25 protein-coding genes are annotated in these 24,663 nt (G+C 60.7%); 10 read left to right on the top strand and 15 right to left on the bottom strand.

Features of this window, described 5'->3' with window-relative positions; all coding sequences use genetic code 11:
• Positions 1-164 precede the first annotated feature (164 nt).
• The 3 genes from CVS30_RS17305 to CVS30_RS17295 form a co-directional block, all read right to left on the bottom strand.
• Complete coding sequence (locus tag CVS30_RS17305; protein WP_110486802.1) at positions 165-713, bottom strand: AMIN-like domain-containing (lipo)protein; 549 nt, start codon at positions 711-713, stop codon at positions 165-167.
• 213 nt (positions 714-926) lie between these two features.
• Positions 927-1,355 carry a universal stress protein gene (locus CVS30_RS17300; RefSeq protein WP_110486801.1) on the bottom strand — a complete coding sequence of 143 codons (429 nt, stop codon included), beginning with the start codon at positions 1,353-1,355 and terminating at the stop codon, positions 927-929.
• 118 nt (positions 1,356-1,473) lie between these two features.
• Positions 1,474-3,903 (bottom strand): transglycosylase domain-containing protein, encoded by a 2,430-nt coding sequence (locus CVS30_RS17295; RefSeq protein ID WP_245934669.1) that lies wholly within the window; start codon positions 3,901-3,903, stop codon positions 1,474-1,476.
• 177 nt (positions 3,904-4,080) lie between these two features.
• Between CVS30_RS17295 and CVS30_RS17290 the strand changes: the two genes are divergently transcribed.
• The 3 genes from CVS30_RS17290 (at position 4,081) to CVS30_RS17280 (ending at position 6,220) form a co-directional block, all read left to right on the top strand.
• Entirely contained in the window at positions 4,081-4,701 is a 621-nt protein-coding gene (locus CVS30_RS17290; protein WP_110486800.1) for an L-threonylcarbamoyladenylate synthase, read from the top strand.
• 115 nt (positions 4,702-4,816) lie between these two features.
• Positions 4,817-5,389, top strand: coding sequence for a Dps family protein (locus tag CVS30_RS17285; protein ID WP_110486799.1), 573 nt, complete (start codon positions 4,817-4,819; stop codon positions 5,387-5,389).
• The gene (locus CVS30_RS17280) at positions 5,390-6,220 is read left to right on the top strand and encodes an SDR family oxidoreductase (protein ID WP_110486798.1); all 831 of its coding nucleotides are present in this window, start codon (positions 5,390-5,392) and stop codon (positions 6,218-6,220) included.
• Between the two features lie 9 nt (positions 6,221-6,229).
• Here CVS30_RS17280 and hrpB read toward each other — a convergent pair whose 3' ends face one another.
• From hrpB to CVS30_RS17265, 3 genes are read right to left on the bottom strand one after another with little or no spacing between them, the layout of a single operon-like run.
• The gene (gene hrpB, locus CVS30_RS17275) at positions 6,230-8,881 is read right to left on the bottom strand and encodes an ATP-dependent helicase HrpB (protein ID WP_110486797.1); all 2,652 of its coding nucleotides are present in this window, start codon (positions 8,879-8,881) and stop codon (positions 6,230-6,232) included.
• 5 nt (positions 8,882-8,886) lie between these two features.
• The gene (locus CVS30_RS17270) at positions 8,887-9,210 is read right to left on the bottom strand and encodes a putative quinol monooxygenase (protein WP_110486796.1); all 324 of its coding nucleotides are present in this window, start codon (positions 9,208-9,210) and stop codon (positions 8,887-8,889) included.
• A gap of 43 nt (positions 9,211-9,253) precedes the next feature.
• Positions 9,254-9,940, bottom strand: coding sequence for an MBL fold metallo-hydrolase (locus CVS30_RS17265; RefSeq protein ID WP_110486795.1), 687 nt, complete (start codon positions 9,938-9,940; stop codon positions 9,254-9,256).
• A gap of 47 nt (positions 9,941-9,987) precedes the next feature.
• Between CVS30_RS17265 and CVS30_RS17260 the strand changes: the two genes are divergently transcribed.
• Positions 9,988-10,920, top strand: coding sequence for a threonine/serine dehydratase (locus CVS30_RS17260; protein WP_110486794.1), 933 nt, complete (start codon positions 9,988-9,990; stop codon positions 10,918-10,920).
• 84 nt (positions 10,921-11,004) lie between these two features.
• Here CVS30_RS17260 and CVS30_RS17255 read toward each other — a convergent pair whose 3' ends face one another.
• The 3 genes from CVS30_RS17255 to CVS30_RS17245 form a co-directional block, all read right to left on the bottom strand.
• Positions 11,005-12,504 (bottom strand): flotillin family protein, encoded by a 1,500-nt coding sequence (locus CVS30_RS17255; RefSeq protein ID WP_110486793.1) that lies wholly within the window; start codon positions 12,502-12,504, stop codon positions 11,005-11,007.
• 162 nt (positions 12,505-12,666) lie between these two features.
• Positions 12,667-12,930 carry a hypothetical protein gene (locus tag CVS30_RS17250; RefSeq protein ID WP_110486792.1) on the bottom strand — a complete coding sequence of 88 codons (264 nt, stop codon included), beginning with the start codon at positions 12,928-12,930 and terminating at the stop codon, positions 12,667-12,669.
• 69 nt (positions 12,931-12,999) lie between these two features.
• Positions 13,000-13,467 (bottom strand): GatB/YqeY domain-containing protein, encoded by a 468-nt coding sequence (locus tag CVS30_RS17245; protein ID WP_110486791.1) that lies wholly within the window; start codon positions 13,465-13,467, stop codon positions 13,000-13,002.
• Between the two features lie 242 nt (positions 13,468-13,709).
• Here CVS30_RS17245 and CVS30_RS17240 point away from each other — a divergent pair, with 242 nt between their 5' ends.
• Positions 13,710-14,432, top strand: a complete 723-nt coding sequence (locus tag CVS30_RS17240) for an AAA family ATPase (RefSeq protein ID WP_220033952.1) — start codon at positions 13,710-13,712, stop codon at positions 14,430-14,432.
• 15 nt (positions 14,433-14,447) lie between these two features.
• On the opposite strand, the gene CVS30_RS17235 is transcribed toward CVS30_RS17240, so the two are convergent.
• Positions 14,448-14,885, bottom strand: a complete 438-nt coding sequence (locus CVS30_RS17235) for a VOC family protein (protein WP_220033951.1) — start codon at positions 14,883-14,885, stop codon at positions 14,448-14,450.
• Positions 14,886-15,013: 128 nt separating this feature from the next.
• On the opposite strand from CVS30_RS17235, the gene CVS30_RS17230 reads away from it, so the two are divergent.
• Positions 15,014-15,406 (top strand): DUF3054 domain-containing protein, encoded by a 393-nt coding sequence (locus tag CVS30_RS17230; RefSeq protein ID WP_110486789.1) that lies wholly within the window; start codon positions 15,014-15,016, stop codon positions 15,404-15,406.
• A 581-nt stretch (positions 15,407-15,987) separates the two neighbouring features.
• On the opposite strand, the gene CVS30_RS17225 is transcribed toward CVS30_RS17230, so the two are convergent.
• On the bottom strand, positions 15,988-16,443 hold the full coding sequence (locus CVS30_RS17225) for a hypothetical protein (RefSeq protein WP_110486788.1): 456 nt from the start codon (positions 16,441-16,443) through the stop codon (positions 15,988-15,990).
• Positions 16,444-16,927: 484 nt separating this feature from the next.
• Between CVS30_RS17225 and CVS30_RS17220 the strand changes: the two genes are divergently transcribed.
• Both CVS30_RS17220 and CVS30_RS17215 read left to right on the top strand, forming a co-directional pair.
• Positions 16,928-17,371, top strand: a complete 444-nt coding sequence (locus CVS30_RS17220; protein WP_110486787.1) for a MarR family winged helix-turn-helix transcriptional regulator — start codon at positions 16,928-16,930, stop codon at positions 17,369-17,371.
• Positions 17,372-17,467: 96 nt separating this feature from the next.
• Positions 17,468-18,838, top strand: coding sequence for an MATE family efflux transporter (locus CVS30_RS17215; protein WP_110486786.1), 1,371 nt, complete (start codon positions 17,468-17,470; stop codon positions 18,836-18,838).
• 500 nt (positions 18,839-19,338) lie between these two features.
• Here the strand turns inward: CVS30_RS17215 and CVS30_RS17210 are convergent, their stop codons facing one another.
• From CVS30_RS17210 to CVS30_RS17200, 3 genes are all read right to left on the bottom strand, one after another.
• The gene (locus CVS30_RS17210; RefSeq protein WP_110486785.1) at positions 19,339-20,136 is read right to left on the bottom strand and encodes a hypothetical protein; all 798 of its coding nucleotides are present in this window, start codon (positions 20,134-20,136) and stop codon (positions 19,339-19,341) included.
• On the bottom strand, positions 20,126-20,836 hold the full coding sequence (locus CVS30_RS17205) for a helix-turn-helix domain-containing protein (RefSeq protein ID WP_181419855.1): 711 nt from the start codon (positions 20,834-20,836) through the stop codon (positions 20,126-20,128). Before CVS30_RS17205 ends, CVS30_RS17210 begins: the two co-directional genes overlap by 11 nt.
• A 585-nt stretch (positions 20,837-21,421) precedes the next feature.
• The gene (locus tag CVS30_RS17200) at positions 21,422-22,273 is read right to left on the bottom strand and encodes an NAD-dependent epimerase/dehydratase family protein (protein ID WP_110486783.1); all 852 of its coding nucleotides are present in this window, start codon (positions 22,271-22,273) and stop codon (positions 21,422-21,424) included.
• A 385-nt stretch (positions 22,274-22,658) separates the two neighbouring features.
• Here CVS30_RS17200 and CVS30_RS17195 point away from each other — a divergent pair, with 385 nt between their 5' ends.
• Both CVS30_RS17195 and CVS30_RS18055 read left to right on the top strand, forming a co-directional pair.
• A complete protein-coding gene (locus tag CVS30_RS17195) occupies positions 22,659-22,985 on the top strand; it encodes a hypothetical protein (RefSeq protein ID WP_146233441.1) in 327 nt (108 codons plus the stop codon).
• A 539-nt stretch (positions 22,986-23,524) separates the two neighbouring features.
• Entirely contained in the window at positions 23,525-23,686 is a 162-nt protein-coding gene (locus CVS30_RS18055) for a hypothetical protein (RefSeq protein WP_181419854.1), read from the top strand.
• Positions 23,687-24,087: 401 nt separating this feature from the next.
• Here CVS30_RS18055 and CVS30_RS18615 read toward each other — a convergent pair whose 3' ends face one another.
• Positions 24,088-24,645 (bottom strand): GNAT family N-acetyltransferase, encoded by a 558-nt coding sequence (locus CVS30_RS18615; protein ID WP_110486781.1) that lies wholly within the window; start codon positions 24,643-24,645, stop codon positions 24,088-24,090.
• Positions 24,646-24,663: the final 18 nt, after the last annotated feature.

Raw genomic sequence — 24,663 nt, 5'->3', positions numbered from 1 at the left:
CAATTTTAAACCCAGAGTATTCGATAAACAATAGCCAGCAGAAAAGTTCTCACATATACTTCCGAACCAAAGACGAGCGATGAGTGGACAGCGAAAAGCCAGGTGCCGCCGTCGACCATTCCAAGAATCGGAAGGCAACGGGGGCACCTGGCAGGATGAGAAAACTACCAGCGATGCGCCACGTCGATGACAAAGCGGGTGCTGGTCCCTGGCCCGGCAAGGACCAGGGCTCGGAACGGCAAGCGAGCCCGGACGCCGAGACCCAGCGTCGTGATGCCCTCAAAGCTGCCAGCATAGGCTACCTGTCGAAAGGTTGCGTAGCCGGTGGTATTGATGAGCTCATTGGGGTTCGCGGGGATATAGGTGGCTGCCCCCGTGTTGACGTTATAGGTGACGGCGTCGACGTTCACCGAGAGGAAGGCGCCACCCCGCAGGGGAACGACGGCTCCGCTACCTTGGCGATGGACGGCCGAAACGTAGCCAACCGTGTAGCCGCTGGCAGGGCCATTGATGTCCACGACCAAGCGATCGAAGCAGCTGTGTTGGCCTGCCCGAACATTGGTGATGGATGCGCTAGAGGCTGTTCCGGCCGTCTTGGCCAACGAGCCCCAGGTGATGCCGCAGAAGGGTGCGGCTTGGGCGGGTGCCGGAGCAACCAGAATAAAGGCAGCTAGCAACCCCACAATCGCTAGCCAGGTCTTGAAGATTTTCACGAGTTACACCTTCTTGGGATGAGAAAATGCGTGGATGTATGGGTGATTTAACGTTAGGACGGGACACCCCGTGGCGTAACTGTCGGGAAGAAAATCGCCCCGAACCGTTACGGCGTGTCCCGTACCGCCATGAATCGTTATCCACATCTCGCCACGGACGACGGCGTGACCTCCTCGCCGTGATTCCTCACCCGCGTGCGGGGCTGGCCTGCGCTATTGCACCACGAGGACCGGGACCGGCGCCGCCTTAATGACAGCCGTACTCACCGAACCCAGGATCAATCCCAGCAGGCCACCGACTCCGCGTTGCCCCACCACGAGCATCCGGGCACCCACGGACGCCTCAGTCAGCACGGCTGCCGGACTACCCTGTAGAAGCCGCGCGGATAATGAGGCCGGAACATCGTCGCCAAAAGCCTGGGACAGTGCGTCGTTCAAAACCTGCCGAGCACCCTCTTCGAAGTTTCCGATGCCGGCCGCCTCATAGCTGGCGTGCTTGGCAGGGCGTTCCCAGACGGCGATGGCATCGACCACGCCGCCGAGTTCGCCCGCAAGCCGGGCGCCTTCCCGCAGCGCATTCACCGAGGCGGCAGAACCATCCACGCCAACAACAAGACGAACCTTGAGAGCTTCTTCAGACACCGTGTGCTCCTTCTTGACATATCGCTTCAGGACTACTCGGGACGATTCGCCCAGTCCTCTGCTGCCATTCTTGCGCACCTCCCGAGAAAGAGGTAACTCCCCGACCGAAGCCTGGCATCTACCGTTTCGCGGGAGTGGCGCCGTTGCTGTTTTGTGCCTTACCTGCCGGAGTTGGGGAGGTGGTCACCGACGGGACTGGAGCGGCGGAAGAAGGATCGACCGCCGGACTCTCACTCTGGGCGGGGGCCGCCGTCGTGCTTTGTTCCTGTGCCGGGGCGGATTCCTGTTGCGCCGGCGCCACGGGAGAGCTATCTTGCTGCGGAACCGCGACGGGCTCGTCTCCCGGCTTCGGATCGTTGACGCCCACGACCAGTGCCGCCGTGGCCTGCAACATGGAAGCCGGTGGCCGGGTGAAAGCGGTGGCCGCATAGGCGGGGTTGCTGGCCGCAGCATTCATCACGGCAGCCCACTGCCCACCGGCAAGGTCCGCGCCGTCGACGCCGACGTAGTACTTGCCGTTGATCGTGATGTCTTGGTTCTTCCACTGATCGGCATTGCCCTGGTAACTTCCGAACCAGGAGGCGGTGGCAATCTTAGTGGTGGCGCCTACCGTCCACGTGTCGATGTTACCGTCGGTGGTGCCGGTCTTGGCGAAGGCATTGCTCTTATCGTCCAGGCCGATATTCCAGCCAGAGCCTCTGACCAGAACACTTTGCAGGGCGTACGTGACACCGGCGGCGACGTCTTCGCTGATGGTGCGCTGGCAGTCTGCCCCCTGAACGGGGTAATCCTTGCCGCTCGCGTCGACAACGGAGGTGATCGCGATGGGGTTACACCGGATGCCACCACTGGCGAAGGTGGCGAACGACGTGGCCATATCGATGGGAGCGACGTTATTTGTTCCGATCAGCTTGGGGATGGCCGAGAGATCGTAGGGCTCATTCGTCAGCCCATCCTTGACACCGGCGGACGTGGCCATCTTTTGAATATTGCAGAAGTCCAGGGCCGCAGCGGTTTGGAAGGTCACGGTGTTGATGGAGTTGTAGAGGCCCTCGTAGGCACTCATGGCGTAGTAGTGGTTGGGATCGTCATTGGGCAATAAGACGGAACCGGCAAGTGCCGGATCGTACTCGCCCGTGGTGGTGCCGCACGTGTTCTGCCATGGGTAGCCAGTGGGGTAACGACGGACGGAACCGTCAATGGTGGTCATCATCGAATGGCCGCTGTTGAGCCATTCGGCAAACACAAAGGGCTTAAAGGTGGAGCCGGGCTGGAAACCTCCGGCACCGTGGAGTGTTTCACCGTTGGCGTCGTTGAGCGGCAAGGCAAAGTTGCCCATGTAGTGTCCCGGCTCGGCGGCCGGGTCGTAAATCGTATTTTGGGCCATTGTCAGGACCTTGCCGGTGCCCGGTTCAACACTGACGATGGAGGATCCGCGCTGAAGCGGGTCCGTGGCGCTCATGGTGGCGGTGGTCTGTTCCTGAGCCACTTTTTGCAGGGCCGGGTCAAGGGTGGTCTTGATCGTCAGCCCGCCCTGGTAGAGCAATTTGGTGCGTTCCTCTGCGGTAGCGCCGAAGGCTGTGTCATTGAGGATCAACTGTTGCACGTAGTCACAGAAGTAGGGCGCCGTGGTGGCCGCGGCGCAACCCTGAGCGGATTCGGTGATGTGCAGTTCCAGCGGCGCGTTGATGGCGGCGTCGTACTCGGCCTGCGTGATTTTGCTTTGCGCCAACATCTTGGCCAAAACATCGTTGCGTCGATTGACGACGTTCTCGGGCTGCGTGATGGGGTCGTAGTAGGCCGGTCGGTTGACGACGCCGGCCAGGGCTGCCGCCTGAGGCAGGGTCAAGTCCTTGGCGCTGGTGTTGAAGTAGAGCTTCGCGGCCGCTTCAATCCCGTAAGCACCATTGCCAAAGTAAATCAGGTTCAAATAGCCGGCCAGGATATCGTCCTTGCTCATCTGCTTTTCTAGCCCGATGGCCAATTGAATTTCCTTGACCTTATCGGCCATGGTCTTCTCTGCTCCGAGCTTGGCTTCCTCACTCTTGCCCGCGGACACCAATTGCTCAATCAGCACGTTATTAACGTATTGCTGGGTAATCGTGGAGGCACCCTGGCGGCTGCCGTTGAGCGTGGCCACGAGGGCGCGCAGGATTCCGGTGAGGTCCACGCCGCCATGCTCGTAAAATCGGGAATCCTCGATGCCGACCACTCCGTCGCGGATAAACGGGGACATGTTGTCTAGGGTCACAACGCGGCGATCCTGCGCGTACAGGGTAGCCAGGGTTGAGCCGTCCGACGCCAGGATGGTGGTGGCCTGCGCCGGTGCCTGAACATCGAGTCCCGACGGAACCTCGGAGAGGAACTTGTCAACGCTGCTGACGGCGCCCGTCGCAAGAACCCCAGCTGGAATGAGCAGGGCCGCAACCAGCACGCCAACAACTCCACAGATCATGAACAGCTTGCCCAGATGTGACAAGGTGGCGCTCGGACTCCCGGCACCGCCTTGATCAGATCTTCCGGTTGGTCGTACGGATCTTGTGGTCATCAAACGAACACTCCTCATTACTCATCCCTGCCAGTCGGCACAAGAACTTCCTCCCACAGTCCTCCTCCAAGATGAGAATTCTCTGGCAGCTCGAGGATAGCACCCTATGAGAGCCACGACCCAGGACGCGGCAGCAAAAGGCGTGCGCCCAACGGGCCGGGGTCGTATGCTCGGGATATGGCTAAATTTTTTGACATCCATCCCGACGACCCGCAGCCCCGCATGGTCCGCCAAATCGTCGAAACCCTGCAATCGGGTGGGCTCATCGCCTACCCCACGGATTCTTGCTACGCCCTTGGTGCTCAGCTCGGTAATCGGGAGGCCCTGGACCGGATCCGGGCCATCCGCAACCTGGATAAGCATCACCACTTCACCTTGGTGTGTAAAGATTTTGCGCAGCTGGGGCAATTCGTCATGCTCGACAACGATATTTTCCGCAGCATCAAGGCCGTCACACCCGGCCCGTACACCTTCATCTTGCCCGCAACGCCGGAGGTGCCCAAGCGGCTGGCGCACCCGAAGAAGAAGACGGTGGGCGTTCGTATCCCCGATAGCACCTTGATCCACGCCATCTTGGAAGAACTAGGTGAGCCCATGCTCTCCAGCACCCTCCTCCTGCCCGACGAGGAGGAGCCCCTGACACAAGGATGGGAAATCAAGGAAGCGCTGGATCACGTGGTCGAGGCCGTCATCGACTCCGGTGATGTGGGCGCCGAACCAACGACGGTCGTGGACTTCTCCAGCGGCTACGCCGAAGTGGTGCGTCGCGGCATGGGAGATACGAGCCGTTTCGAGTAAGAAAGCATTTGCAGAAAACTCTGGCACAACGACGGCCCACTCGCTAGCGTGAGAGCAGGGCTCGCTTGGAGTCCGGAATGAAAACTATCCGTGCAGCACTCATGAAGGAGTTTCCATGGTCGTCAAGAGAACGAGTCGAGCCGGGTTCACGGTTCCAGGTCTGAGCCTGCAGGATGGGCACAAGCTGGCCGGGCTATTGCAGACCCGGCTGCACGCCCTGAACGATCTGGCGCTAACCCTCAAACACGCTCACTGGAACGTGGTGGGCCGGGACTTCATCAGCGTCCACGAGATGCTGGATCCGCAAATCGATCTGGTCCGCGCCATGATCGATGAGACGGCCGAGCGCATCGCCACCTTGGGTATTTCCCCCAATGGGCTGCCGGGGGCACTCGTGGCGGCTCGACCCTGGGATGACTATTCCATTGGGCGTGCCCACACCTCCGCGCATCTGGCCGCCCTTGATTTGGTGTACACAGGTTTCCTCAAGAGCCATCGCAAGACGCTGGCGGAGGTGGGTGAGCTCGACGCCATCACCGAAGACATGCTCATCAACCAGTGCGCCCAGCTCGAACTCTTCCAGTGGTTTATGCGGGCACATTTAGAGGACGACGACGGCGACCTCGCCACCGCGGGCAGCAAAACCGAGCGTTCCGCTGCGGCCAAGACGAAGCCACTTCCAGCCTAAATGGCACGACTCGATTATCCTCGTACCGCGATCATCACCGGCGCGGATCAAGGCATTGGCCAAGCAACGGCCCTTGCCTTGGCCCGCGCCGGTTTTGATGTAGCCTTCACCTGGCATGACAACGCACAAGGGGCCGCCGACACGAAGTCAGCCATCGAGGCACTGGGGCAGCGAGCCGCGTTCGCGTGGCTGGATACCACCGATCTACCCACGTGCGCACCCATCATCGAGGGGCTGGCGGAGGAACTGGGATCCCTCGGCGTGTTTGTGAATAATGTGGGGGTGGGTCTCACATGCTCCGTGCTCGAGATGGAGTACCTCCAGTGGCAGCGCATTCTCGACACGAATCTCAACGGGGCATTTCTCTGTCTGCAGGCCGCGGCACGGTTGCTCGTCGCGGGTGGTGCAGGCGGGCGAATCGTGGTGGTCACCAGCATTCACGCCCACCAGCCACGGTATGGATTCGCGGCCTATTGCGCCTCCAAGTTCGGCCTCGACGGGCTCACAAAGACGCTCGCGGTGGAACTCTCAGAGCACGGCATTACCGTCAACGCCGTCGCACCGGGTGAAATCGCCACGCATCTCCCCGCCACCGAGACCCGACACCCGCACGAGATCCCCCGCCCCGGCATTCCCTTGGGCCACGCCGGAGCGGCCGAGGAAATTGCCGAGGTGATAACCTTCCTCGCCTCCCCTGCCGCCAGTTATGTGACGGGTGCCAGTTGGGAGGTCGACGGCGGAATGGCTCAGATGGGAGCCCAGGGCAGCTCACACCTGGGTAACAACGACTGGCGCCGGGCCACGCGGCGGGGTACGAGCCTAGACCACTGAGCCCGGACGCTACATCCGGCTCTTGACCTTGGCCGTGGCCGGGGCACTCCACGGGTCTTCCGGCCAGGGATGTTTAGGGTAGCGGCCACGCATTTCCGCACGCACCTGGGCATAGGGCCCGCTCCAGAATGAGGCCAGATCATCGGTGACCGCCAATGGCCGACGCGCGGGCGACAGCAGATGGAACAGCACCTTCACACGACCTCGCAGCAACCGCGGGGTATCTGCCAGCCCAAAGCATTCCTGCAACTTTACCGCCACGACGGGAGGGCCGTCGTAGGACACCTCAGGGTATTCGATCCGGATGTGGGAGCCACTAGGAACAACCAGAGTCTCCGGGAGCAACTCGGCCATCTGGGCCGCTTCGGGCCACGGCAACAGCCTGCGCAGCGGGTCACTCAGGGACAGGGCGGACAGGGAGCGGCCCGCGGCAACACTTTCGAGTTCGGGCCCCAACCAGTCGGGCAGGCAGTCCAGAAGTGCCGCATCGGACACGTCGGGCCACGGGGCGCCCAACTCGCGGTGCAGGAGCGCCAGTCGGCGGCGAAGGGCGTCGGCGGAGTCATTCCAGTGCAGCACGCCCAGTCCGTCCTTGGCGAGGGCAGCCATGACGGCCTCGCGCCCCTGAGCAGCCGTGGCCTTGACCGGCGTTGCGGACAGCACGACGGCGCCGAGCCGACGCACGCGGCGGGCACTCACCTTGCCCTGGACGAAGGTAGCCTCGACGGAATCCTCCAGCAGCGTCGCGGCCACGCGCGGCGCGAGGTCGAGGTCAAAGGGCGCGGCCGATCGAATCACGGCACCGGTTCCCGCGGCATCCCTGCCCTGGGCTCGCGCCACCTCGGCAACAGCCAACCACTCATGACCCGACAGCGAACTGCCCACAGGCAAGCCGGCGCGCGTCCCGGAGGAGAGTAGATACTGCTGCCCCGAAGAATTCTCCGTGCCGGCAACGCGTCGGGCCAGCCTGTCAGGGAAGGCAAGCCCGACGACGAAGCCCACGGCCTCGCGGTCACTCACCTCGGCCGGTACGGCAGATCTCGCAGGCTTCGCAGATCCTGTGGCCGCCGTGTCGTTTTTGCGCAGCAAACCCTCGAGCCGACGGACCTCTTGTTGCCAGCGGCGGGTGCCGGGATCGCGTCCCGAGCGCAGGGCGGAGAGCAACATCGTCAGATCGGCACCGGGCGCTCGGCCCTCGCCAGCGACGAGGGCCACGATCTCGGCCGTGGCCTTGGCGCCCACCACGGCGGCACCGTCAAGGAGGGCGCGGGCGAGCCGCGGGCCGGCGGGAATCTCGGCCAGTGTCCGGCCCAGCGCGGTTGCGTGTCCGCGGTGATCCACGGCGCCCAGTTCCGTCAGCACGGCGACGGCGGCCGCCAGCGCCTGAGCGGGCGGCGCCTCTGGCAGGCGCAGGCCCGCGCCTCCGGGCGCACCCCAGCAGGCCAGCATGAGTGCCCCGGCACTAAGATCAGCCACGGCAATTTCCGGCATGGGGTGGGCCGGCGCGGCGGCAAAAGTTTTCTGGTCGTAGCAGCGCACCACGGTGCCGGGGCCCAGACGGGCGGCACGGCCGGCGCGCTGCTCGGCCGAGGCGCGCGAGGTGGACACCGTCACGAGCCCGGTCATGCCACGGGCGCTGTCGCGTCGTGGTTCGCGGGAGAGGCCCGAGTCAATGACCAGGCGCACGCCGGGGACCGTGAGCGAGGACTCGGCCAAGGAGGTGGAGACGATGATGCGCGGCGCTCCCCCGGGTTCGCGCGCGGCGACGGCCCGGTCTTGGTCCCGGGCCGACACCTGGCCGTGAAGTTCTAAAATCTCGCGGCCCGGGATGTTCCGCAGCCGTGCGGCAATATGACTGACCTCCCAGGCGCCCGGCGCGAAGACAAGCGCGTCAACGTCCGGATTGGCGGCCAGCGCTGAGGCATGTGCCGCGGCGGCGGTGTCAGCCACATGATCGAGGAAGGCACGGGAGATGCCACGTTCATCCATGCGCGGTGCGTCCGACGGCGCCCACCTCACCTCAAGGGGGAACAGCGCAGAGGGGCAGTCGACGACGGGAGCCGGGGACGCGTCGTCGTCCGTCCCTAAAAGCTCTGCGAAGCGGGCCGCGTCCAGGGTCGCGGACATGGCGATGAGTGTCAGGTCGCCGCGCAACTCGCGAACCTCGGCCAGCATGCCCAGCAGGAGGTCGGTGTCGAGGCCGCGCTCATGCACCTCATCAAGCACGACGGCGGCCACGGACTCCAGCCCCGGGTCGCGCAAAAGGCGGCGCAGCAGGATGCCAGGGGTAAGGAATTCGACGATGGTGTCCGGGCTCGTGTGGCTCTCGCCGCGCACCGTGTAGCCGACCTTGCTGCCCAGGGGCGAGCCATCGAGGGTGGCCAGGCGGCGGGCGGCGGAGCGGACGGCCACGCGGCGAGGCTGCGTCACGAGGATCTTGTGCGCGGGCCCGCCTGAGGGGTTTAACACATTGGCCACGAGGGGCGGCACAAGCGTGGTCTTGCCGGTTCCAGGAGGCGCCTGAACCACGGCGGCAGCGCCTTGGTCGGCACCGAGCACGGCAGCAAGTTGGGGCAGGGACTGAGCAAAAATCAGTCCCTGCCCCAACGTGGCCAAGCTAAAGGGGCCGCCCGGATAAGCTACCTGGGCGGTATTAGACATGGGAATTAGCCGATCTGCAATTCGCCCATATCGTCCCAGTCGCTGCCGTCAACCTTGCGGGAGACGATCTTTGGGGTGGAGACCAGCAGGGGGCGCATGGATTCCAGGCCAGCCTTGAAGTGAGCGCTATTGACGTGGAGTCCGGCGGCTTCGTCATCGAGGAAGGCCTCAACGAGAACGAACTCGTTGGGGTCAACGACGCTGCGTGACCAATCGAACCAGAGGTTGCCGGGCTCGGCGCGGGTTGCTTCGGTGAAGGGCGTGACGCTCTCCATGAAAGTGTCGGCAGCTTCGGGCTTGACTTGATATTTAACAACAATGAAATACATGCCTCTAGTCTAGCCAATTGCTGCTTGGCCCGAGGAGCCCGCTTCACCAGCCGCGTTCACGCCATTGTGGCAGGGCCGGACGCTCGGCACCCAAGGTGGTGGCGTTGCCGTGGCCCGGGAGGACGTGAGCGGCGTCGCCATATACGCCAAAGAGCCGCTCCTGGACGTCGTCGAGCAATTGCGTAAACCGTGTGGCATCTTTTTCGGTGTTGCCGACGCCGCCGGGGAAGAGTGAATCGCCACTGAAGATGAGCGTCACACCGTCGTTGCCGTCAGAGCTAGCCGAGTTCAGCACGTAGGCGATGGAACCGGGTGTGTGACCGCGCAGGTGTACGATTTCCAGCACAATGCCGTCCACCTCGAGTGTGTCTCCATGGTTCAGGGCGTCAGTCACGAGCACGCCCGCCTCGGCGTCAATGCCTGCTACATCTGCCGCACCGGCGGCCGTGGGAGCCCCGCTTTCGGCGACGAGATCGTTCAGTGCCCGCACGTGATCCCAGTGCTGGTGGGTGGTGGCAATCATGGCCAGGTGGGTGGGCGCTGTGGCGTCGTTGGCTGCCTCGGCGAGCAGTCCATTGATCGCGGGTAGGTCGTCGGCCGCGTCGATGAGCAGCTGCGCGCCCGTCGCCTTCGCCGTGATCAGGTACACATTGTTGTACATGGCGGAGACGACCACACGGCGGACGGTGTAGCCGGGCAGGTCATGGATCAGCGAGGATTGAACAGTCATAGGAACAGCCTAGCGCTGCCTCACTTTCCCGCATCAAGGATCCCGTCATGATTACCCTCGTCGATGTCCAGCAGGCCGCCGTCCGAATCGCCGGACAAGTGCGCCGCACCCCGGTAATCCGTCTGGATGCCGCCCACTCCCCCGCCCAGGTCTGGCTCAAGTGCGAGTTTCTGCAAAAGACCGGGACTTTTAAGGCTCGTGGCGCCTTCAACCGGGTCTTGGGTGCCCTGGAGCGTGGCGAGATCGATCCGGCGGTGGGCATCGCGGTCGCCTCGGGTGGCAACGCCGGGCTGGCCAACGCCTACGCTGGGGCTCAGGTGGGCGTGCCCGCGACGGTCTTTGTGCCCCTGTCCTCTCCCGCCGTCAAGGTGGCCAAGCTCCGGGCCGCGGGCGCCACCGTGATCCAAGAGGGCGCCCAGTACGCGGATGCTTTTGAGAAGGCTATGGGGTTCGTCGCCGACACCGGAGCCGGGTATTGCCATGCCTACGACCAGGCCGAGATCGCGGCCGGGGCGGGCACGATCACCCTGGAACTGCTCGAGCAGCTCGACGCCGTGGACACCGTACTGGTGGCCGTGGGCGGTGGGGGCCTGGTCGCCGGTATTGCCGCGGCGTTGGAGGGCCGGTCGAAGGTGATCGCGGTCGAGCCCGAGAACGCGCCCAGCCTCCATGCCGCCCTCGCCGCCGGGCACCCCGTGGACGTCGCGGTCTCGGGCCTGGCCGCCGACTCTCTCGGCGCCCAACGCATTGGCGAAATCGGCTTCGACGTGGCGGTGCGGACCGGCGTGCACAGCGTGCTCGTTAGCGATGAGCAGATCGCCAGCGCCCGCACCTTCCTGTGGGAGAACTACCGCATGGCCCTGGAATACGGCGCCGCGGCGGCCTACGCGGCACTGCACGCGGGCGCTTACGTGCCCGCCCCGGAGGAGCGCGTGGCGGTCATTCTCTGCGGCGCCAACACCGACCCCAGCGGACTGTAAAACCCCTTAAAGACCAGTGCGACGGCGGGAGCCCACCTTTTGATTCAAAAGGTGGGCTCCCGCCGTCGCACTGTGAGAGAAGAGCTACTCGGCAGCTACTACCGCTTCCGGCTCTGCCTTCTCCGAAACGGTAACGACGTCCGCCGCGGGGCTTGCGCCGACAACGCCCTGCAGGAGCGCGATGATGTCCAGACCTGTCTGATCCTTGATCAGCTGGGTGGTTTCCTGCACGCCGTTGGAGACGTTCTTGCTAAGTTGGCTCGCGCCGTCATTGGAGACCACCGTCATGTTCTTGATGGCCGACATGGGCGCGGCAACCTCGCGCGCCATAGCCGGGAGGACCTCCAGAACCTTGCTCAAGATGGCCGCATCGTTGAACTTCTCGTAGGCCTCGGCCTGGGCGGCGATACCGGCAGCCTCCGCGAGACCCTTGGCCTGCGTGGACTCGGCCTCGGCCTGACCGCGCGTCTTAATGACGGCGGCATCGGCGCGACCGCGAGCCTCGATCACGGCAGCGTCAGCATTACCGCGGGCCGTATTGGCGGCAGCGTCGGCCTCGGCGGCCACCCTGTCACCCTCGGCCGTGAGCTTACGCTTGGCGAGCTCAACGGTCGCCTCGATCTCGGCGGCTTCAGAAGCACGACGGCGTTCCTCAAGCTTGGCGTCTGCCTGCTGGATCAGGCGGTACTTCTCGGCGTCGGCCGGTTTGCGAACCTCGGTGTCGAGCTCACGTTCACGCAGCTCGGCACGGCGCAAGGCCACCTGCTGATCGCGAATGATGACCTGCTCATTTTGTTCGGCAGCGGCCAAGGGGCCGGCGGCGTCGGCACGGGCCTGACGGGCGTCAGCCTCTTCCTTGAGCTCGGCGCGCTTGATGATCAGCTGCTGTTGTGCGAGGGCGACCTGCTCGTCGGCGAGGGCCTTGGCCTGCTCGGCTTCCTGCAGGAACTGCGCCTCAGCGATCTTGGCGTTTTTCTCGGCCAAGGCAGCCTCGGGGCGACCGAGGTTGATGAGGTAGCCGGAATCATCGTCCACAGACTGGATCTGGAAGGTGTCGATCTCCAGGCCCTGATTGTGCATGGAGTGTTCGGCCTCTTCCTTCACGCTCTTGGCGAAGGTGGCACGGTCCTTGATGATGGACTCCACGGTCAGCGTTCCCACGATGGAACGCAAGGAGCCCGAAAGGGTTTCCTGCGTGTAGTGGTCAATGGCGTCCTGCTGGTTCAAGAATCGCTGAGCGGCCTTGCGCACCGAGTCGGCGTCGCCGCCAACCTTCACCTGGGCCACGCCCGTGAGGTGCAACTTGATGCCGTTCTGGGAGATCGCCTCAATTTTCAGGGCCACCTGCCGCGAGGCCAGAGACAGCGGGTACGCGCGCTGCGTAAAGGGATTGATGAAGATTCGGCCAAAGACTACGCGCTGGCTGCTGGGATCGGGCTGACTCTTATTGTCCTTGGAGGAAATCACCAAGGCCTGGTCGGGACTCGCGATGTGCAGTGCCATCCGCGAAACAATGGCGCCGATGACGACAATCACCAGAAGCACGCCGGCACCAATGATCAGGGGAATCAGTGTCAGTAACATGAGACCTTTCGGATTTCACGGCGGCCTTTAAGGAACTGCAAGCCCGCCTGGTTACACCCGATCCTACGGAAACAGCGGTTATTATCCACATGGTGGAGTAACAAGTTGGCGCATTTAGACCAAACGGCTAGTCTCGCCCGTCTAAATGCGCCGCGACTTGCTTTAAGGCTCCATGCCTGCCACGACCGGGACAAACTCCACGGCATTGCGTCGGTGGATTTTCAGATCATTGCGATTGAATCCCTTGGCGTCCATGTTGTTGCCGAGCCGGAACGCGGCCAAGGCCTGATCATAGAGACCGTTCAGGCGCTGGCCCGTGTACTCCGCCACGGTCCCATCGGTGAAGACGATCGAGATGAGCGTTTTCTTAGGGAAGTGCCTGTTCATGCGAACAAAGCCCTCATCGTCTTGCTTGAGTTGAATCATGTGCGTCCCGCCTGTATGGTGCCCGCCCCGAAGGAACGGGCACGAAAGTTAGTTCCTGACAGCAGTGAGTTACTGCAGGCGCTTGCGCACCATCTCCGAGATGGCCTTGCCGTCAAAGCGGCCGGCGATCTCTGCCGTGATGGGCTTCATAGCCAGGCCCATCTGCTTCATCGACAGGGCACCACCCTGCTCGGCTTCCAGGCCTGTGATGATGCCGTCAACAATCGCGGCAGCTTCCTCAGCCGTCAGAGGCTTGGGAAGGTAGGCCTCGATGACCAACGCCTCAGCCACTTCGGCGGCGGCGCGCTCGGACTCCCCGGCCTCGGTGTAAATCGCAGCCGTGTCGCGACGCTTAGCCGCTTCTTTTTGCAAGATCGTCACGACCTGAGCGTTGTCGAATTCCACGGGAGTCTTGCCACCCTTTTCACGCGTCTCAATTTCACCCAAGACATTGCGCACCGTGGTCAGGGCAATCTTGTTCCCAGCCTTCATATGTGCGACGACGTCGCCCTTGAGCTGCTGCTTTAGCGTGGACATGTGTTCCCCTACTTCTCTTCAATGCTTCGGCCATGCGGCCATTGCCCTCAATTATCCCCCTTCTGGCTGCGAGCGCGGTCCCGAAGCGTGATGTGTGGGGTGTTTGGCAAGCCACACAGGGAAATTAGAATATATGTTCTATCTCGCCGTCTGCGAGCGCTTGTGGCCTGTCTTTTGCACCGTGATTCGTTACAGTTTGCTGGCACTATGGTCTTACTCGCTATCTAAAGGAGCGTCTCCTCATGATGTTTGGTCAGATTCCTGTGCGCCATGTTGGCGTGAATAGCTTCAATCCGCCTGACCCTGTACGTTGGCCCGCGACCTTGCCCCCTGTGCGTCAGGTCTTGCAGGAGGGTCTGGAGTTGGGGCGTGCAACGGTGCTGGTGGGTGAGAACGGCTCGGGCAAGTCGACCCTCGTGGAGGCGATTGCCTTAGCGTTTGGCGTCAATGCCGAGGGTGGCTCGAGTCATGCCATGCACCATAGCCGTCCCACGGAGTCTGATCTTCACTCCTACCTCACGCTGACCCGCAATGCGGGCGCGAGTAAATATGGTTACTTCCTGCGTGCGGAGACCATGCATGGTTTCTTTACCTACCTAGAGGAGAATCCGTCTACGGGCTTGCCTGATCACGACTTTCATTCCCTCTCCCATGGGGAGTCGTTTCTGGAATTGATTATTAGCCGCTTCAAGGGTGGGGGTTTGTGGATTCTTGATGAGCCCGAGTCGGCGTTGTCGTTCTCTGGTTGCCTTGCGCTCTTGAGTGTCCTGAAGCAGTTGATGGACGACGGCGACTCTCAGGTCATCTTGTCCACGCACTCCCCTGTGTTGGCTTCGCTCCCTGGGGCGAGGATCTATGAGGTGGGTTCCTGGGGTCTACGCCCTCAGGGCTGGGAGGAGCTGGAGCTGGTGCAAAGTTGGCGTTCCTTCTTGGACGCCCCGGAGCGTTTCCTGAAGTACATCTAGCTCAAGCGCTAGTGCTTAGCCGTCATAGGCGGCTTGTAAGGCTGCGATATCGAGCTTGCTCATGCCTAGCATCGCCGTCATGGCGCGTTGGGCCCCTGCAGGGTCAGTTCCGCCGAGGACACTGGGGAGCATGGTGGGGATCAGCTGCCAGGACAGGCCGTATTTGTCTTTGAGCCACCCGCATTGGCTCTCTTGTCCGCCGTCGGCGGTAAGTTCTGCCCACTTGCTATCCAGCTCGTCCTGAGATTCGAAGAAAAGTTCGAACGAGATGGCCTCGTTGAAGGTAAAGGCAGGTCCGCCGTTGAGGCCGCGGAAGCTTCGCCCGTCGAGTTCAAAGGAGACCGTCATGGGCGAGACCTCGAGAATGCGCGAGTTGGGGAAGAGGCTCACGTAGAAGTTCGCGGCTTCCTCCGCTTGTCCGTCAAACCAGAGACATGTACCTATGCCACTCATCGTCATCACACCTTTGGGGTTCCTGGGGCTTGGTCATCAAGCCCGCTACCGTACGAGTCACAGCCTAGGGCGCTGGGCCGCGCGGAACAATGGGTAGCGAGAGGTGGATTAGGGCTAAAGTTCTCTAGGTGACGCAATCTTCTTCAGCTCCCCGTCCCCAGCACATCCTCTATGCCGCAACAGCCGACATTGTCCTGACGCTGATCTTCTCCGTCTCAGGGCGGAGCTCTCATAGCGAGGCACTCACGGCAGGTGGCGTGTTCCTGACCGCCTGGCCGTTTCTGGCCTCCCTCGCGATCGGCTGGCTCATCTGCCGCCTCTGGCGCGCTCCGCTACGTATCTGGCCGCAGGGCGTGTGCCTATGGCTCATCACGGTGGCCGGCGGCATGATGTTGCGCATCCTCTCGGGTCGCACAGCAGAAATCCCCTTCGTCATCGTGGCCACCATCGTCTTGGGCGTCTTCCTTCTAGGTCATCGACTCATCGCCGGTCTCATCACTAAGCGTGCCGCCCGCCGCTAGCTATACCGGTGACGGACATAAACCACATAACTAGCTGGATCCTGCGAGAAAGACTCGACGGCGGCCGGAAACTCATCATCGGATATTCAGGCGCCACCAACCGTGCATACATCAGAAGCCATGCCAATAACGGGGGACGAAAGGGAGACCAGGTTTCCTCGCGGAACCACTGGATAGTCTCCTGACGCGCATGATGAATTCCATGAGCTCGTAACAACGACTTGTAGGCTGCTGAGCAGACACGTCATGGGCGCCTGGGGCAGGAAGCTGAGTTCACCCAATCTTTGGCAAGTATCTTTGAAGCGTGCTTGCTGATGACCTATAAATAGCCAGCTCATGAGTTTCCTATAGTGGATCCACTAACACAAGGTTCCAGCAGAGGAACGCTGACCGGACATTTCTGCAATCCTTGGCGATTGATCATGTGAGGCTGGATGGGAGACGGGGAATCTGGCGGGAACCACACCGGGCTAGCCGGAGATATGTCCCCAAAAGCCAACACTGCGAGCGCGGATTTCAAGTGGTAAGTGGATCGGACTGTCCCACAGGAGTCTTAGGCCGCGAGCCAATCCACCTCGGCATCAGTGGCAGTGGACCGGTTTCCGATCAAATGGTTCCGGATCGTGCAAATTGTCGATGCTGAGTTCTCCGCTATCGATGAGCGGCTGCAACGCCTTGCGCCTGGCGATGCTTTGGGTGCGTGTCCTGTAAACACGTGTCCTGTAAACATAGGCATCGGCGATGGTAAGCTCCCCGCCGGATGCAGTCCACACTAGTGTGTAGTCGCCTGAATTGATTGGCTGGTAAACATCATAGGTATGCCATTTTCCTGCCGACCTGCCGATTCCGATGATGCCGACGGCGTAGGCCTCCCCTTGACTACCACCCCACAGTGCCCGCTCCCGCACGACCGCTCGACAGCCATCCGGTCCATGAGGATCCAGGATGTAGTTACTCGCACCCCAATCGAAAAACGCCACCATCGCGCTGCCCGCCCCAACAACGCTAACCAGCATAAAGAAGGCAAGGGAACGCATCAGTCCCCAACGCCCCTCATCCCTTCTCGGGCCCGACCTCCTGCTGCCACGAACGATCCAAAGGACCCAGAGAACCAGCGAAGCCAACAAAAGGGCACTGCTTAGTATCCAGGCGCGGATGACATGCGAGCCAACTACCAGGATCTACCCGTTGAAGAACCCAACGACCACCCCGAAGCCGAGCAACAGAAAAACGATGCTGGCCAAATACACTCGTGACCTGACCGCCAGGCAGTTCTTCTCTTCTGTCCCCATCGGAGGATTCTATCTGAAGTAAAAACTGATGATGATTGGAATGGTTCTGGACAGCCAGTACCGATAGGGGAAATCACGCACGCCGTGTGCAAAGTGAGACTGCACCGGACTGTCACAAATGGAACGGCACATGGGACACTAATGTGCCCGTTGCATGACGGGAACTGTGGCAGTATCTCGTGACTGCCAACGATTGACTGTTTGATATCAAACTGTTAGAGTTCTAACTATGGATGAATTGAACGCACACCCCTCCACCAGCCTCGACCTGTTTCGATGGGTTGGATGGGCATTGATGAAGGCGGGCGAAGACTGGATCCGTGAGCGGGAGCTCAGCCATGCACAGAGCTTCGTCTTGGGCTATTTAGTGCAGAATCCGGGTGCCATCCAGCGCGATATTGCGAAAGTATCTCGGACCACGGCGGCCAGTGTTTCGAGTCTGTTGCAGGGACTTGAGACTCGAGGGCTCATAGAGCGCCGCAGTGAGGCCGGCAACGAACGCAGCAAGAACGTCTACGCCACTCCCACTGGGGCCGCGCTGATCAGCGGTTTCGAGGCCGCGATGGCTGCGGCCGAGAAAATGATCCTTGCTCCCCTAGATCAGGCAGAGCAAGCCACGCTGCACACCCTGCTTACCAAGATCACCGCAGAATTGCCGCGGCCCACCAGATAGCAGCCGGGGCGCACCAGCCTCACATATCCACACTTTTACTTAGCCGTGCCGGCGATCGTCGGCGCGCGCTCGACCCTGCCCGGAAAGAGGACAGTAATGAGCGCAACAACAATCCAAGAGCCACCCGCGGGAGACATCGGCAGGAATCGGTGGTTTCTGTCCTCGGCTCCCATTGTTAGGTCTTTGATACATCTGTGCGTGCCCATGGCCGCAGCAATGATCGTCGGAGCCATCTACAACCTCATCAACGCCGGCGTCATCGGATCGCTGCACATCACCGTATTGCTGGCGGCAGTCACGCTGGGCTCGCCCATCCTTGGCCTCGTCATGGCGGTCGGCAACGTCTTCGGCGTCGGCGGCGGGGCATTCACCTCACGACTGATGGGTGCGGCAGAGCGCGACGCAACCGCCGCCGGTCTACTGATGTTGGACCCCATTGTGTCTCTTCTGGGCGCCAGCGGCGAAGCATTTACCGCAACCCGTGCATTCGTGGGAGTACTGCTGGCATTTGTGCCAGTGCTCGCCGCAGCAGTGTGCCTTGAACAGCTGGTCCGTGCTGAGGGGGCCGCCCGCCAGGTCATGATTGGACTCATCGCCTCCACGATCATGAACCTTCTGTTCGACATCTTGTTCATCCTGGTGCTTCATTGGGGTGTGGCTGGCGCGGCCCTAGCGACCGGTCTGGCGAACCTGGTACTGGTTCTCTACTTTGCCTTTTGGCTGACCCGGAACAGTGAGTACACAAGTCTTGCCCCGCGTTGGTTCACACTCGCATCCTCCGTTGTGAAACCTGTGCTCGGCGTTGGGGTCAGTACCCTGCTTCAGTCCGCCTTTCTCATCGTCACAGCCCTGGTGCTCAACAACCTCGCGGCTGGCTACGGCGAAGGGCCCCTGGCGGCCATGGGAGTTGCCGTCCGAATCGCCCAAGTTCCGGAGTTCTTGCTGATGGGTGTAACACTCGGGGTGTTGCCGCTGCTGGCCTACTCCTATGGCAAGGGCGACCGAAATCGCCTTTCGGAGGCGCTGCGTAAGTCCGCTGTGGCGGTTGGCGGCATCGCGCTGGTCTCCTCGGCGGTGGTATTCGTGTTCCGCGACCAAGTTTTTGAATCGTTTATCTCAGACCCGTCGGTCCTGACCATCGGCGTCGTGGTCCTCACGGCCCAGCTCGTTGCGATGATTGCCAACGCCTTCACGGGACTCATCACCTCACTTTTCCAAGCCACGGGACTCGCCATGGCGGCCACGATCATGTCAGTGACACAGGGCATCCTGTTCATCCCGGTAGTGCTCCTGGGTAATCTCTGGTTCGGACTTACCGGCATCATTTGGGCCCTGACAACCACCGAAGTTGCCGTTCTCATCACGGGGCTGGTGCTTTGGATTGCATCCCGCGGCGCAATCGCACGAGGTTTGGCCGAAGGCAGCCTCGAGCGGGCAGAAACGGCATTTGAAGAGCAACCCGCCTAGCGGACTTCGGTCAGCAAGTAGGTTTGATGTCAGCTCGCTCAAGTGTGCCGTGGCCCAGATGGCACTTGATGTCCGGGGCTCAGCCGGTGTGGCCGATGTATGGCCAGATACCCGCGAAAGCCGCACACGGATGAACTGCTCCCCGGAAGTATGGAACTGAATTAATCAGCCCAACTTTCGGGGAGCAGTTCATTTCGGGGCCATTCTCACTTCCAAAATCCCTGTAAATCCGGGCCTTTTGGGCCCCTATCAGATTCGAACTGATGACCCCCGCTGTCGCCTCTATCGTCTAATTCGACTTGTCAAAAGTCGTTCCTGGCCTTTGGCGGTGCGAGGATCGCATAACAATGGATGGTGCTGAAGACGCGACAGTTGTCACCCAATTTAATGCGTTTCTCATGAGTCGGTCAGATCCCGCCGTGTGACAGCTCGCGCCTTCCCTCCGCGGGTACGACTACTAGGCCGGCCGACGAAATCAAGATGGCCTCTCGTAGGCTGGCTCAGTCGCGGTCGCCCAAACGTACGATCGGAGGCAGCACCGACATCTTGTCTGCAGTTGCCAGGATTCGCAGCACGTCGTGTGCTACTTGGCGTTTCGACTCTTCGAGCTGCATCCATCCGTGATGCGTCGGAGACTCGAGCGCAGCAAACAGTGCCTTGAACCTCTTCCTGTCAGAGCCATGACGCGCCTCGAGGATGGCGTAGGGGTCTTTGATGCATGCGCACAGCACGGCAGCGTCGTCCAAGTGCCGGCCGCGGTCCCGTGAATCCGTCATGTACGCGGCACCTTTGAGAACGAGTGCCCCGTGCAGGTTGGGGATGCTCAGCTGGGTCTTGACCCCATCGTCGCCGGTGATCACCACGTTGACCGTGCGCTGGAGAGCCTGGGTGCCGACTTCGATTTGGAACGGCTCTCTGCCGGCCATCTTCGTGATGTTCCGCGGTGCTGTGTGGTCTGCGATCATGACGTCGACCTGCTGTTTACCGCGAAGGAAGCGGTGCGCGGGTGCGTCCTTGTTCAGGGAGTGCTCGATCTCGTAGCCCAAGGCCCGGAGGGCATGTTGCATCCTAGGAGCAGTAGTTGCCTCCGTTTCAATGTGCAGCCCCATGTCCACGTCCGTGGTGGCCCGGCTAACCGGAAGACCGGCAGCCGTTGCGTGCAGCTGAACCATGAGTCCACCAACCAGCGTCCACTGGTCAGAGGGGATCGCGGCGGCCAACTCCATGCATTGCGGCCAAGGCGACGCCCAGCCTCCGGCAGGTGCCTCAATAGTCCAAGTTTCGCGTTCAACCTCCATTAGCTTCTTTCCACCGCGTGAAGATCTTTTCGAGCATGTTTTCTCCGGCGGCCCGCTCCCGGGAGTTGAGTGACTCCATAAGGTCGACGGCTATGGCAGCATTTGGTGTGCCGGGATCTTCGAATGCGTATCCGCCATCGACGATGTGCATGATGATATTCCCGCCAGGGTCCTCCACCAAAGACAATCCATTGACAATCATCGGCGCTCTGACTGTATCGAGGTAGCCTTCCAGAACATCCGTCCTTCCGGCGGCCAGCCCGAATCGATCCGCAATCACTGAATCATTCAGGGCCGTGGTCCCTGTAGGCAGAAAGTAGTCTGCAGCACGGGGAATACCTGCGGGTGCAATGCGGTAGCGCTTCACCTGGTCTTTAGTGCCCACGGCCGCCGCCAGTTCGGCTGTATCCATGATTTTGAGGCGCTGCTTGAGACGGTAACGGGAGGTCGCGTCAATCCAGCGCGGAGTTCCGCCCTCAATGATCTTGAGCGCGGCCCAGGCCGTCGCGGCATTCCAGCTGCGCCCCTTCAGGGGGCGCCGGTTCTTATAACGCTGGACTGATGCACTGTCGATGAGGATTGAACGTCCAGCACGGCCAGCGACGAGCAGACTTCCATTCTTCAGGAGTTTATGGACCATAGGCCGTGTGGCCTTTAGCTCTTCGGCAGCTTCCTCTGTGGTCACCCAAGTTTGAACCATGGACATAATGGTAACTCATCATCAACCATTACGCATAGGCATATTGGTATAGTTTGATCTACCGATATGCCCATGGTTGCTGAGTGAGGCGACAGTCAAATCAGAGACGGAACGTTGAATGCCGAATGATCCCATGCCGTAAAATTGGCGCAGTTAAGTAAAGAAGCTGTCCTCAGAGCAGTCACCTCTGAGAACAAGATGACAGAGGTCCGCATCATGACCCGCCCGCAACCGCGCGTCAGGCACCAGTCGGAATACTACTGATCTGTCTCGAAGCCTATGGGTTATGAGCCACTTCGGTTATGAGACACTTCGGAGCTATTTTGCTCCACCCGAGCGGCAACTAGGCAAAAAATGAGAGTTTGCTATTCAGAACCGTGGAAAGAAACCTCGACAGCCTGGATTACCGGCGGCAGATGCCCGCAAGGGGAACCTTCAGTGGGAACGAAAGACCGGGATAAGTCGTAAGTTAGTTTGTCGGGTCCTTGGCTCTCGTTGTCGTGTCGTCCACGTCTTGAGGGCTGGGTTCATATGACGCGTTGGGGATTCAAGTCAGGGCGGGTGGGCTGTCTCCCTATCTCCGGATCAGGGGTGCCTTGTACCGATCCCGGCTAGCAGTGACCTGTAGCCCTCGATGTAGCCAGGATAGGTGAACTGGAATCCGCTGGCTTTCAGCAGCCTGTTCGAACAGTGCTTGTCGCCGCCGCGTGTGATGGGCACCGACCCTGTTGGGGGTTCGTCATAGCTCATCTCGTGAGCAAGGAAGCGCAAGACTTCTCCCAGATCTACGGGGTGATCGTCTACTCCGAGATAGAGGTCACTGGGGTTGGAAACCGATAGCAGGTGAACAGCTGCGGCTGCGGCATCGTCTCGATGAATGCGATTTGTCAGGCGCGCGCTGCCGGGGATGACGGCCGTCTGGCTTGTGATGAGGTTGATGAGTCGAGTCCGGCCCGGACCATAGATGCCGGCCAGGCGTAAGACAATACTGTTCGTGGAAGTGTCCGCGTATCGGGCGTGAAGAATTGCCTCTGATTCCAGTGTAATCTTGCCACTGAAAGAGTCGGGTGTGGCAATTGTAGTTTCATCGACATGGCCAGTTGTGTTTCCGTAAACAGTCGTAGATGAGATTAGAAGCACCCTTTCTGGCTTAATCTGATCCCGCTCGAGGGCATCCAGAACATTTGTCAGCCCTGTTATATAGGCCAAACGATAGGCCTCTTCGGTGTAACTGTCAGCGGCGACGGCCACGACAACGGTGCTGACGCTCTGAGGGATGACTGGGGGCTTGTCAGCCAAATCTACGGATACACGTTCAAATTCTTGGGGGAGCACATCGGCCTTTCGGCGCCATGCAACAACGTCTTGCCCCGAGGCGACAAATCGAAGCCCTATTTCCGTTCCGAGGTCTCCGCATCCCACAATCAAGATAGTCATAGGACTATCGTGCCAGAACACCTCCCCGCCACAGTCATCGAAATCAACCTGATCTCCGGCCGTCTAACCGACCAGGTCTCTGCCCGGCGCAGAGGTCCATACGGACCGGTTCGTGTACGCTGCGGAGCAAGCTGGAAGGCTTAAGCGTCGTGACAGCCGCAATTCCACGCGTTGATCTCAATCAAATCCAGATCCAATTCACGACCACACCCCAAGCATCCGTATATCGAACCCTCAGCGGGACGTGTCCCCAGGAGTGACTCTGTTGCGGCAGTTGCACAGTAGGATCGTGCTTCATGGGGGAAAAGCGGGCCAGCGTCGAGCAGCCATCTTGCTTCTCCTCTTCGCACCAAGTCTTTCCGGGTGTTCCCTGTTCGATCCACAAGTGGACATCACTCTGCACGACGTCATGAACGCCGAGTACGACGCACCCGATGTCACGACGGAGGCGGAAGACATCACAGATACGGCGTGTGTATCTCCGCGTGTTTGCGTTGAGGCGTATAGCACTGCAGAAGCAGACTATTTCCGGTTTGATACCCGAAAGCGTGCTGAGGAGTATGGAGCTTCAGTGAAAGACGGGTTCGTTGTCAACTACATCGTCATGGACTTCGAGGGCAAAAATGCCTCAGTGGAGAAACAGCTGTGGGCGATGCAGGCCCTGGCTGGCATGTGGAACGACTACGAGGGGGACTTCCCGGACCGTGGCTAGCGTTCGCAGTACGGGAAAGTCTTGTGGGAAAGTTTTATGGAGGCCCTGTGATGATGAGAATTGGGCGCCATGTGGCAGGGACCTTCAGTTTAATGGCCAGAATAACAGTTGGCCTTCTATCGATCTCCGAACGGCAGCAACGCGACCCGGTCCACCGCGTTCTCCCCAGACGGGGCAGTGATCGACACTGCTGAGGGAGTATGGCGGTGGTGAATTCCAGGTGGCGAAGTCAATCTAAATTGGGATGAGACTTATAGTGGAGGATGCGACTGACCCGAAGCCCTGACCGACCACCCCTTGGGCAATGGTCGTCCGTCGTCCTGATTTGCCTTCTGTCAGCAGGGCTCTGGTTCGGTTGGTTCGGCTGGGATGCCGAGTACCAGTACGACGCAGCCACTGGCGAAATGACTGGACCGTACGAGATATGGCAGGGAGTAGCAGCGTTCCTGTGCGGCGTCGTGGTGGTAGGGCTCGCTTACCGGCTCTTACATTTTTTCGTTGCCCTGCTAGTAATTCCTGCTTCCTTCACGCTCGCATGGGTGAGCACTGCCGCGGTCATGGATTCGAGCGGCCTGTGGGTTGTCGGTGCGATACTTGTCGCCCTCGGTACTACTTTCGGTACAGCCGTCATGCTTGGCGCCGCCGCAGCAGTCGAGGCCATAGGCAACAGGCAAAGAACCTCCGTTATCCCGAGTGAGTGATACTTGGCGTGTTCAATAGCTCAGGGTAAATCACTCAAACGTAAACAGTGCCTAGGCGGAAGACCTTGGACGACTGGGCGACTGGGCGACTACGACAGGCTGCGAGAAACGCCCGCGGATTGCCACTGTGGATGAAACTGGTCGTTCTTGTCTGGACGGCGATCCCAGCTCTAGTCAATGGCTATCAGATGAAGACGAAAGCTAAAGTCGTCGCAGAATTGGCCGATCATTCCTCGTGCTCTCTCCCGGATCGAACGCTGCACGCCTATAAAGAACACTCGTAGACAGCAGCCATTCGCGCAAAAGGGACATCCTACGGGACACGCACAGCATAATTTGCCGGTCAGTCCGCAGTGATCGTTCGGACTGACCGGAAAATTACCTTCACGACTCGCTGTTAGCTATTGGAACGTCGTTGCAGCGACCGGGTTGGCGTGCTCGTCACGCAAAATGGAGTAAAAAAGGGAGTCTCGACGAGCTCCCCTAACCAGGCGGTGCGAACGAAGCCGTCCTTCTAGGGTGAATCCGCTTTTTTCTAGGACACGGATTGACCCGATATTGTCCGGGTGACAAGTAGCGCTGATGCGCTCTAGTTGGAGCGTGTTGAAGCCGAATGTTAGTAGCTGGTTCGCCGCTTCCGTGGCATAGCCGTTTCCCCAATGATCGCGGTGGAATGTGTAGCCAAGCTCGCCGTTGCCGTCATGAGGATCTGTGGTCCAAACGGCCACGGATCCAATGGTTTTGCCATCCAGAACGGCAGCGAGTGAATACGCTGTTCGATCCTCGTTTAGGTGTGCTCGTGCGGCATCTTCAACGAAGGAGGTCGTCTGGTCTAACGTGTTCGGTCCCCATGTTGACCAATGGGTGACCTCGGGATCTGAGGTATATTCGCGAACGGCTGGGATGTCCGCTGATGTGAAGTCGCGGAGGCTTATCCGGGGTCCGCACGGATAAGGCATGGGAAGACTCATCGTTCA

The sequence above is a fragment of the Arthrobacter psychrolactophilus genome, assembly GCF_003219795.1.
Lineage (GTDB): Bacteria > Actinomycetota > Actinomycetes > Actinomycetales > Micrococcaceae > Specibacter > Specibacter psychrolactophilus.
Note: the sequence above shows the minus strand (reverse complement) of the source record. Positions and strands in the feature narration are given on the sequence as shown.

Coding starts and splice junctions, on each gene's coding strand:
- CVS30_RS17295 (WP_245934669.1), bottom strand. CDS start 3,903: ATGACCACAAGATCCGTACGACCAACCGGAAGATCTGATCAAGGCGGT.
- CVS30_RS17290 (WP_110486800.1), top strand. CDS start 4,081: ATGGCTAAATTTTTTGACATCCATCCCGACGACCCGCAGCCCCGCATG.
- CVS30_RS17285 (WP_110486799.1), top strand. CDS start 4,817: ATGGTCGTCAAGAGAACGAGTCGAGCCGGGTTCACGGTTCCAGGTCTG.
- CVS30_RS17280 (WP_110486798.1), top strand. CDS start 5,390: ATGGCACGACTCGATTATCCTCGTACCGCGATCATCACCGGCGCGGAT.
- hrpB (WP_110486797.1), bottom strand. CDS start 8,881: ATGTCTAATACCGCCCAGGTAGCTTATCCGGGCGGCCCCTTTAGCTTG.
- CVS30_RS17270 (WP_110486796.1), bottom strand. CDS start 9,210: ATGTATTTCATTGTTGTTAAATATCAAGTCAAGCCCGAAGCTGCCGAC.
- CVS30_RS17265 (WP_110486795.1), bottom strand. CDS start 9,940: ATGACTGTTCAATCCTCGCTGATCCATGACCTGCCCGGCTACACCGTC.
- CVS30_RS17260 (WP_110486794.1), top strand. CDS start 9,988: ATGATTACCCTCGTCGATGTCCAGCAGGCCGCCGTCCGAATCGCCGGA.
- CVS30_RS17255 (WP_110486793.1), bottom strand. CDS start 12,504: ATGTTACTGACACTGATTCCCCTGATCATTGGTGCCGGCGTGCTTCTG.
- CVS30_RS17250 (WP_110486792.1), bottom strand. CDS start 12,930: ATGATTCAACTCAAGCAAGACGATGAGGGCTTTGTTCGCATGAACAGG.
- CVS30_RS17245 (WP_110486791.1), bottom strand. CDS start 13,467: ATGTCCACGCTAAAGCAGCAGCTCAAGGGCGACGTCGTCGCACATATG.
- CVS30_RS17240 (WP_220033952.1), top strand. CDS start 13,710: ATGATGTTTGGTCAGATTCCTGTGCGCCATGTTGGCGTGAATAGCTTC.
- CVS30_RS17235 (WP_220033951.1), bottom strand. CDS start 14,885: ATGAGTGGCATAGGTACATGTCTCTGGTTTGACGGACAAGCGGAGGAA.
- CVS30_RS17225 (WP_110486788.1), bottom strand. CDS start 16,443: ATGCGTTCCCTTGCCTTCTTTATGCTGGTTAGCGTTGTTGGGGCGGGC.
- CVS30_RS17220 (WP_110486787.1), top strand. CDS start 16,928: ATGGATGAATTGAACGCACACCCCTCCACCAGCCTCGACCTGTTTCGA.
- CVS30_RS17215 (WP_110486786.1), top strand. CDS start 17,468: ATGAGCGCAACAACAATCCAAGAGCCACCCGCGGGAGACATCGGCAGG.
- CVS30_RS17210 (WP_110486785.1), bottom strand. CDS start 20,136: ATGGAGGTTGAACGCGAAACTTGGACTATTGAGGCACCTGCCGGAGGC.
- CVS30_RS17205 (WP_181419855.1), bottom strand. CDS start 20,836: ATGGTTCAAACTTGGGTGACCACAGAGGAAGCTGCCGAAGAGCTAAAG.
- CVS30_RS17200 (WP_110486783.1), bottom strand. CDS start 22,273: ATGACTATCTTGATTGTGGGATGCGGAGACCTCGGAACGGAAATAGGG.
- CVS30_RS18615 (WP_110486781.1), bottom strand. CDS start 24,645: ATGCCTTATCCGTGCGGACCCCGGATAAGCCTCCGCGACTTCACATCA.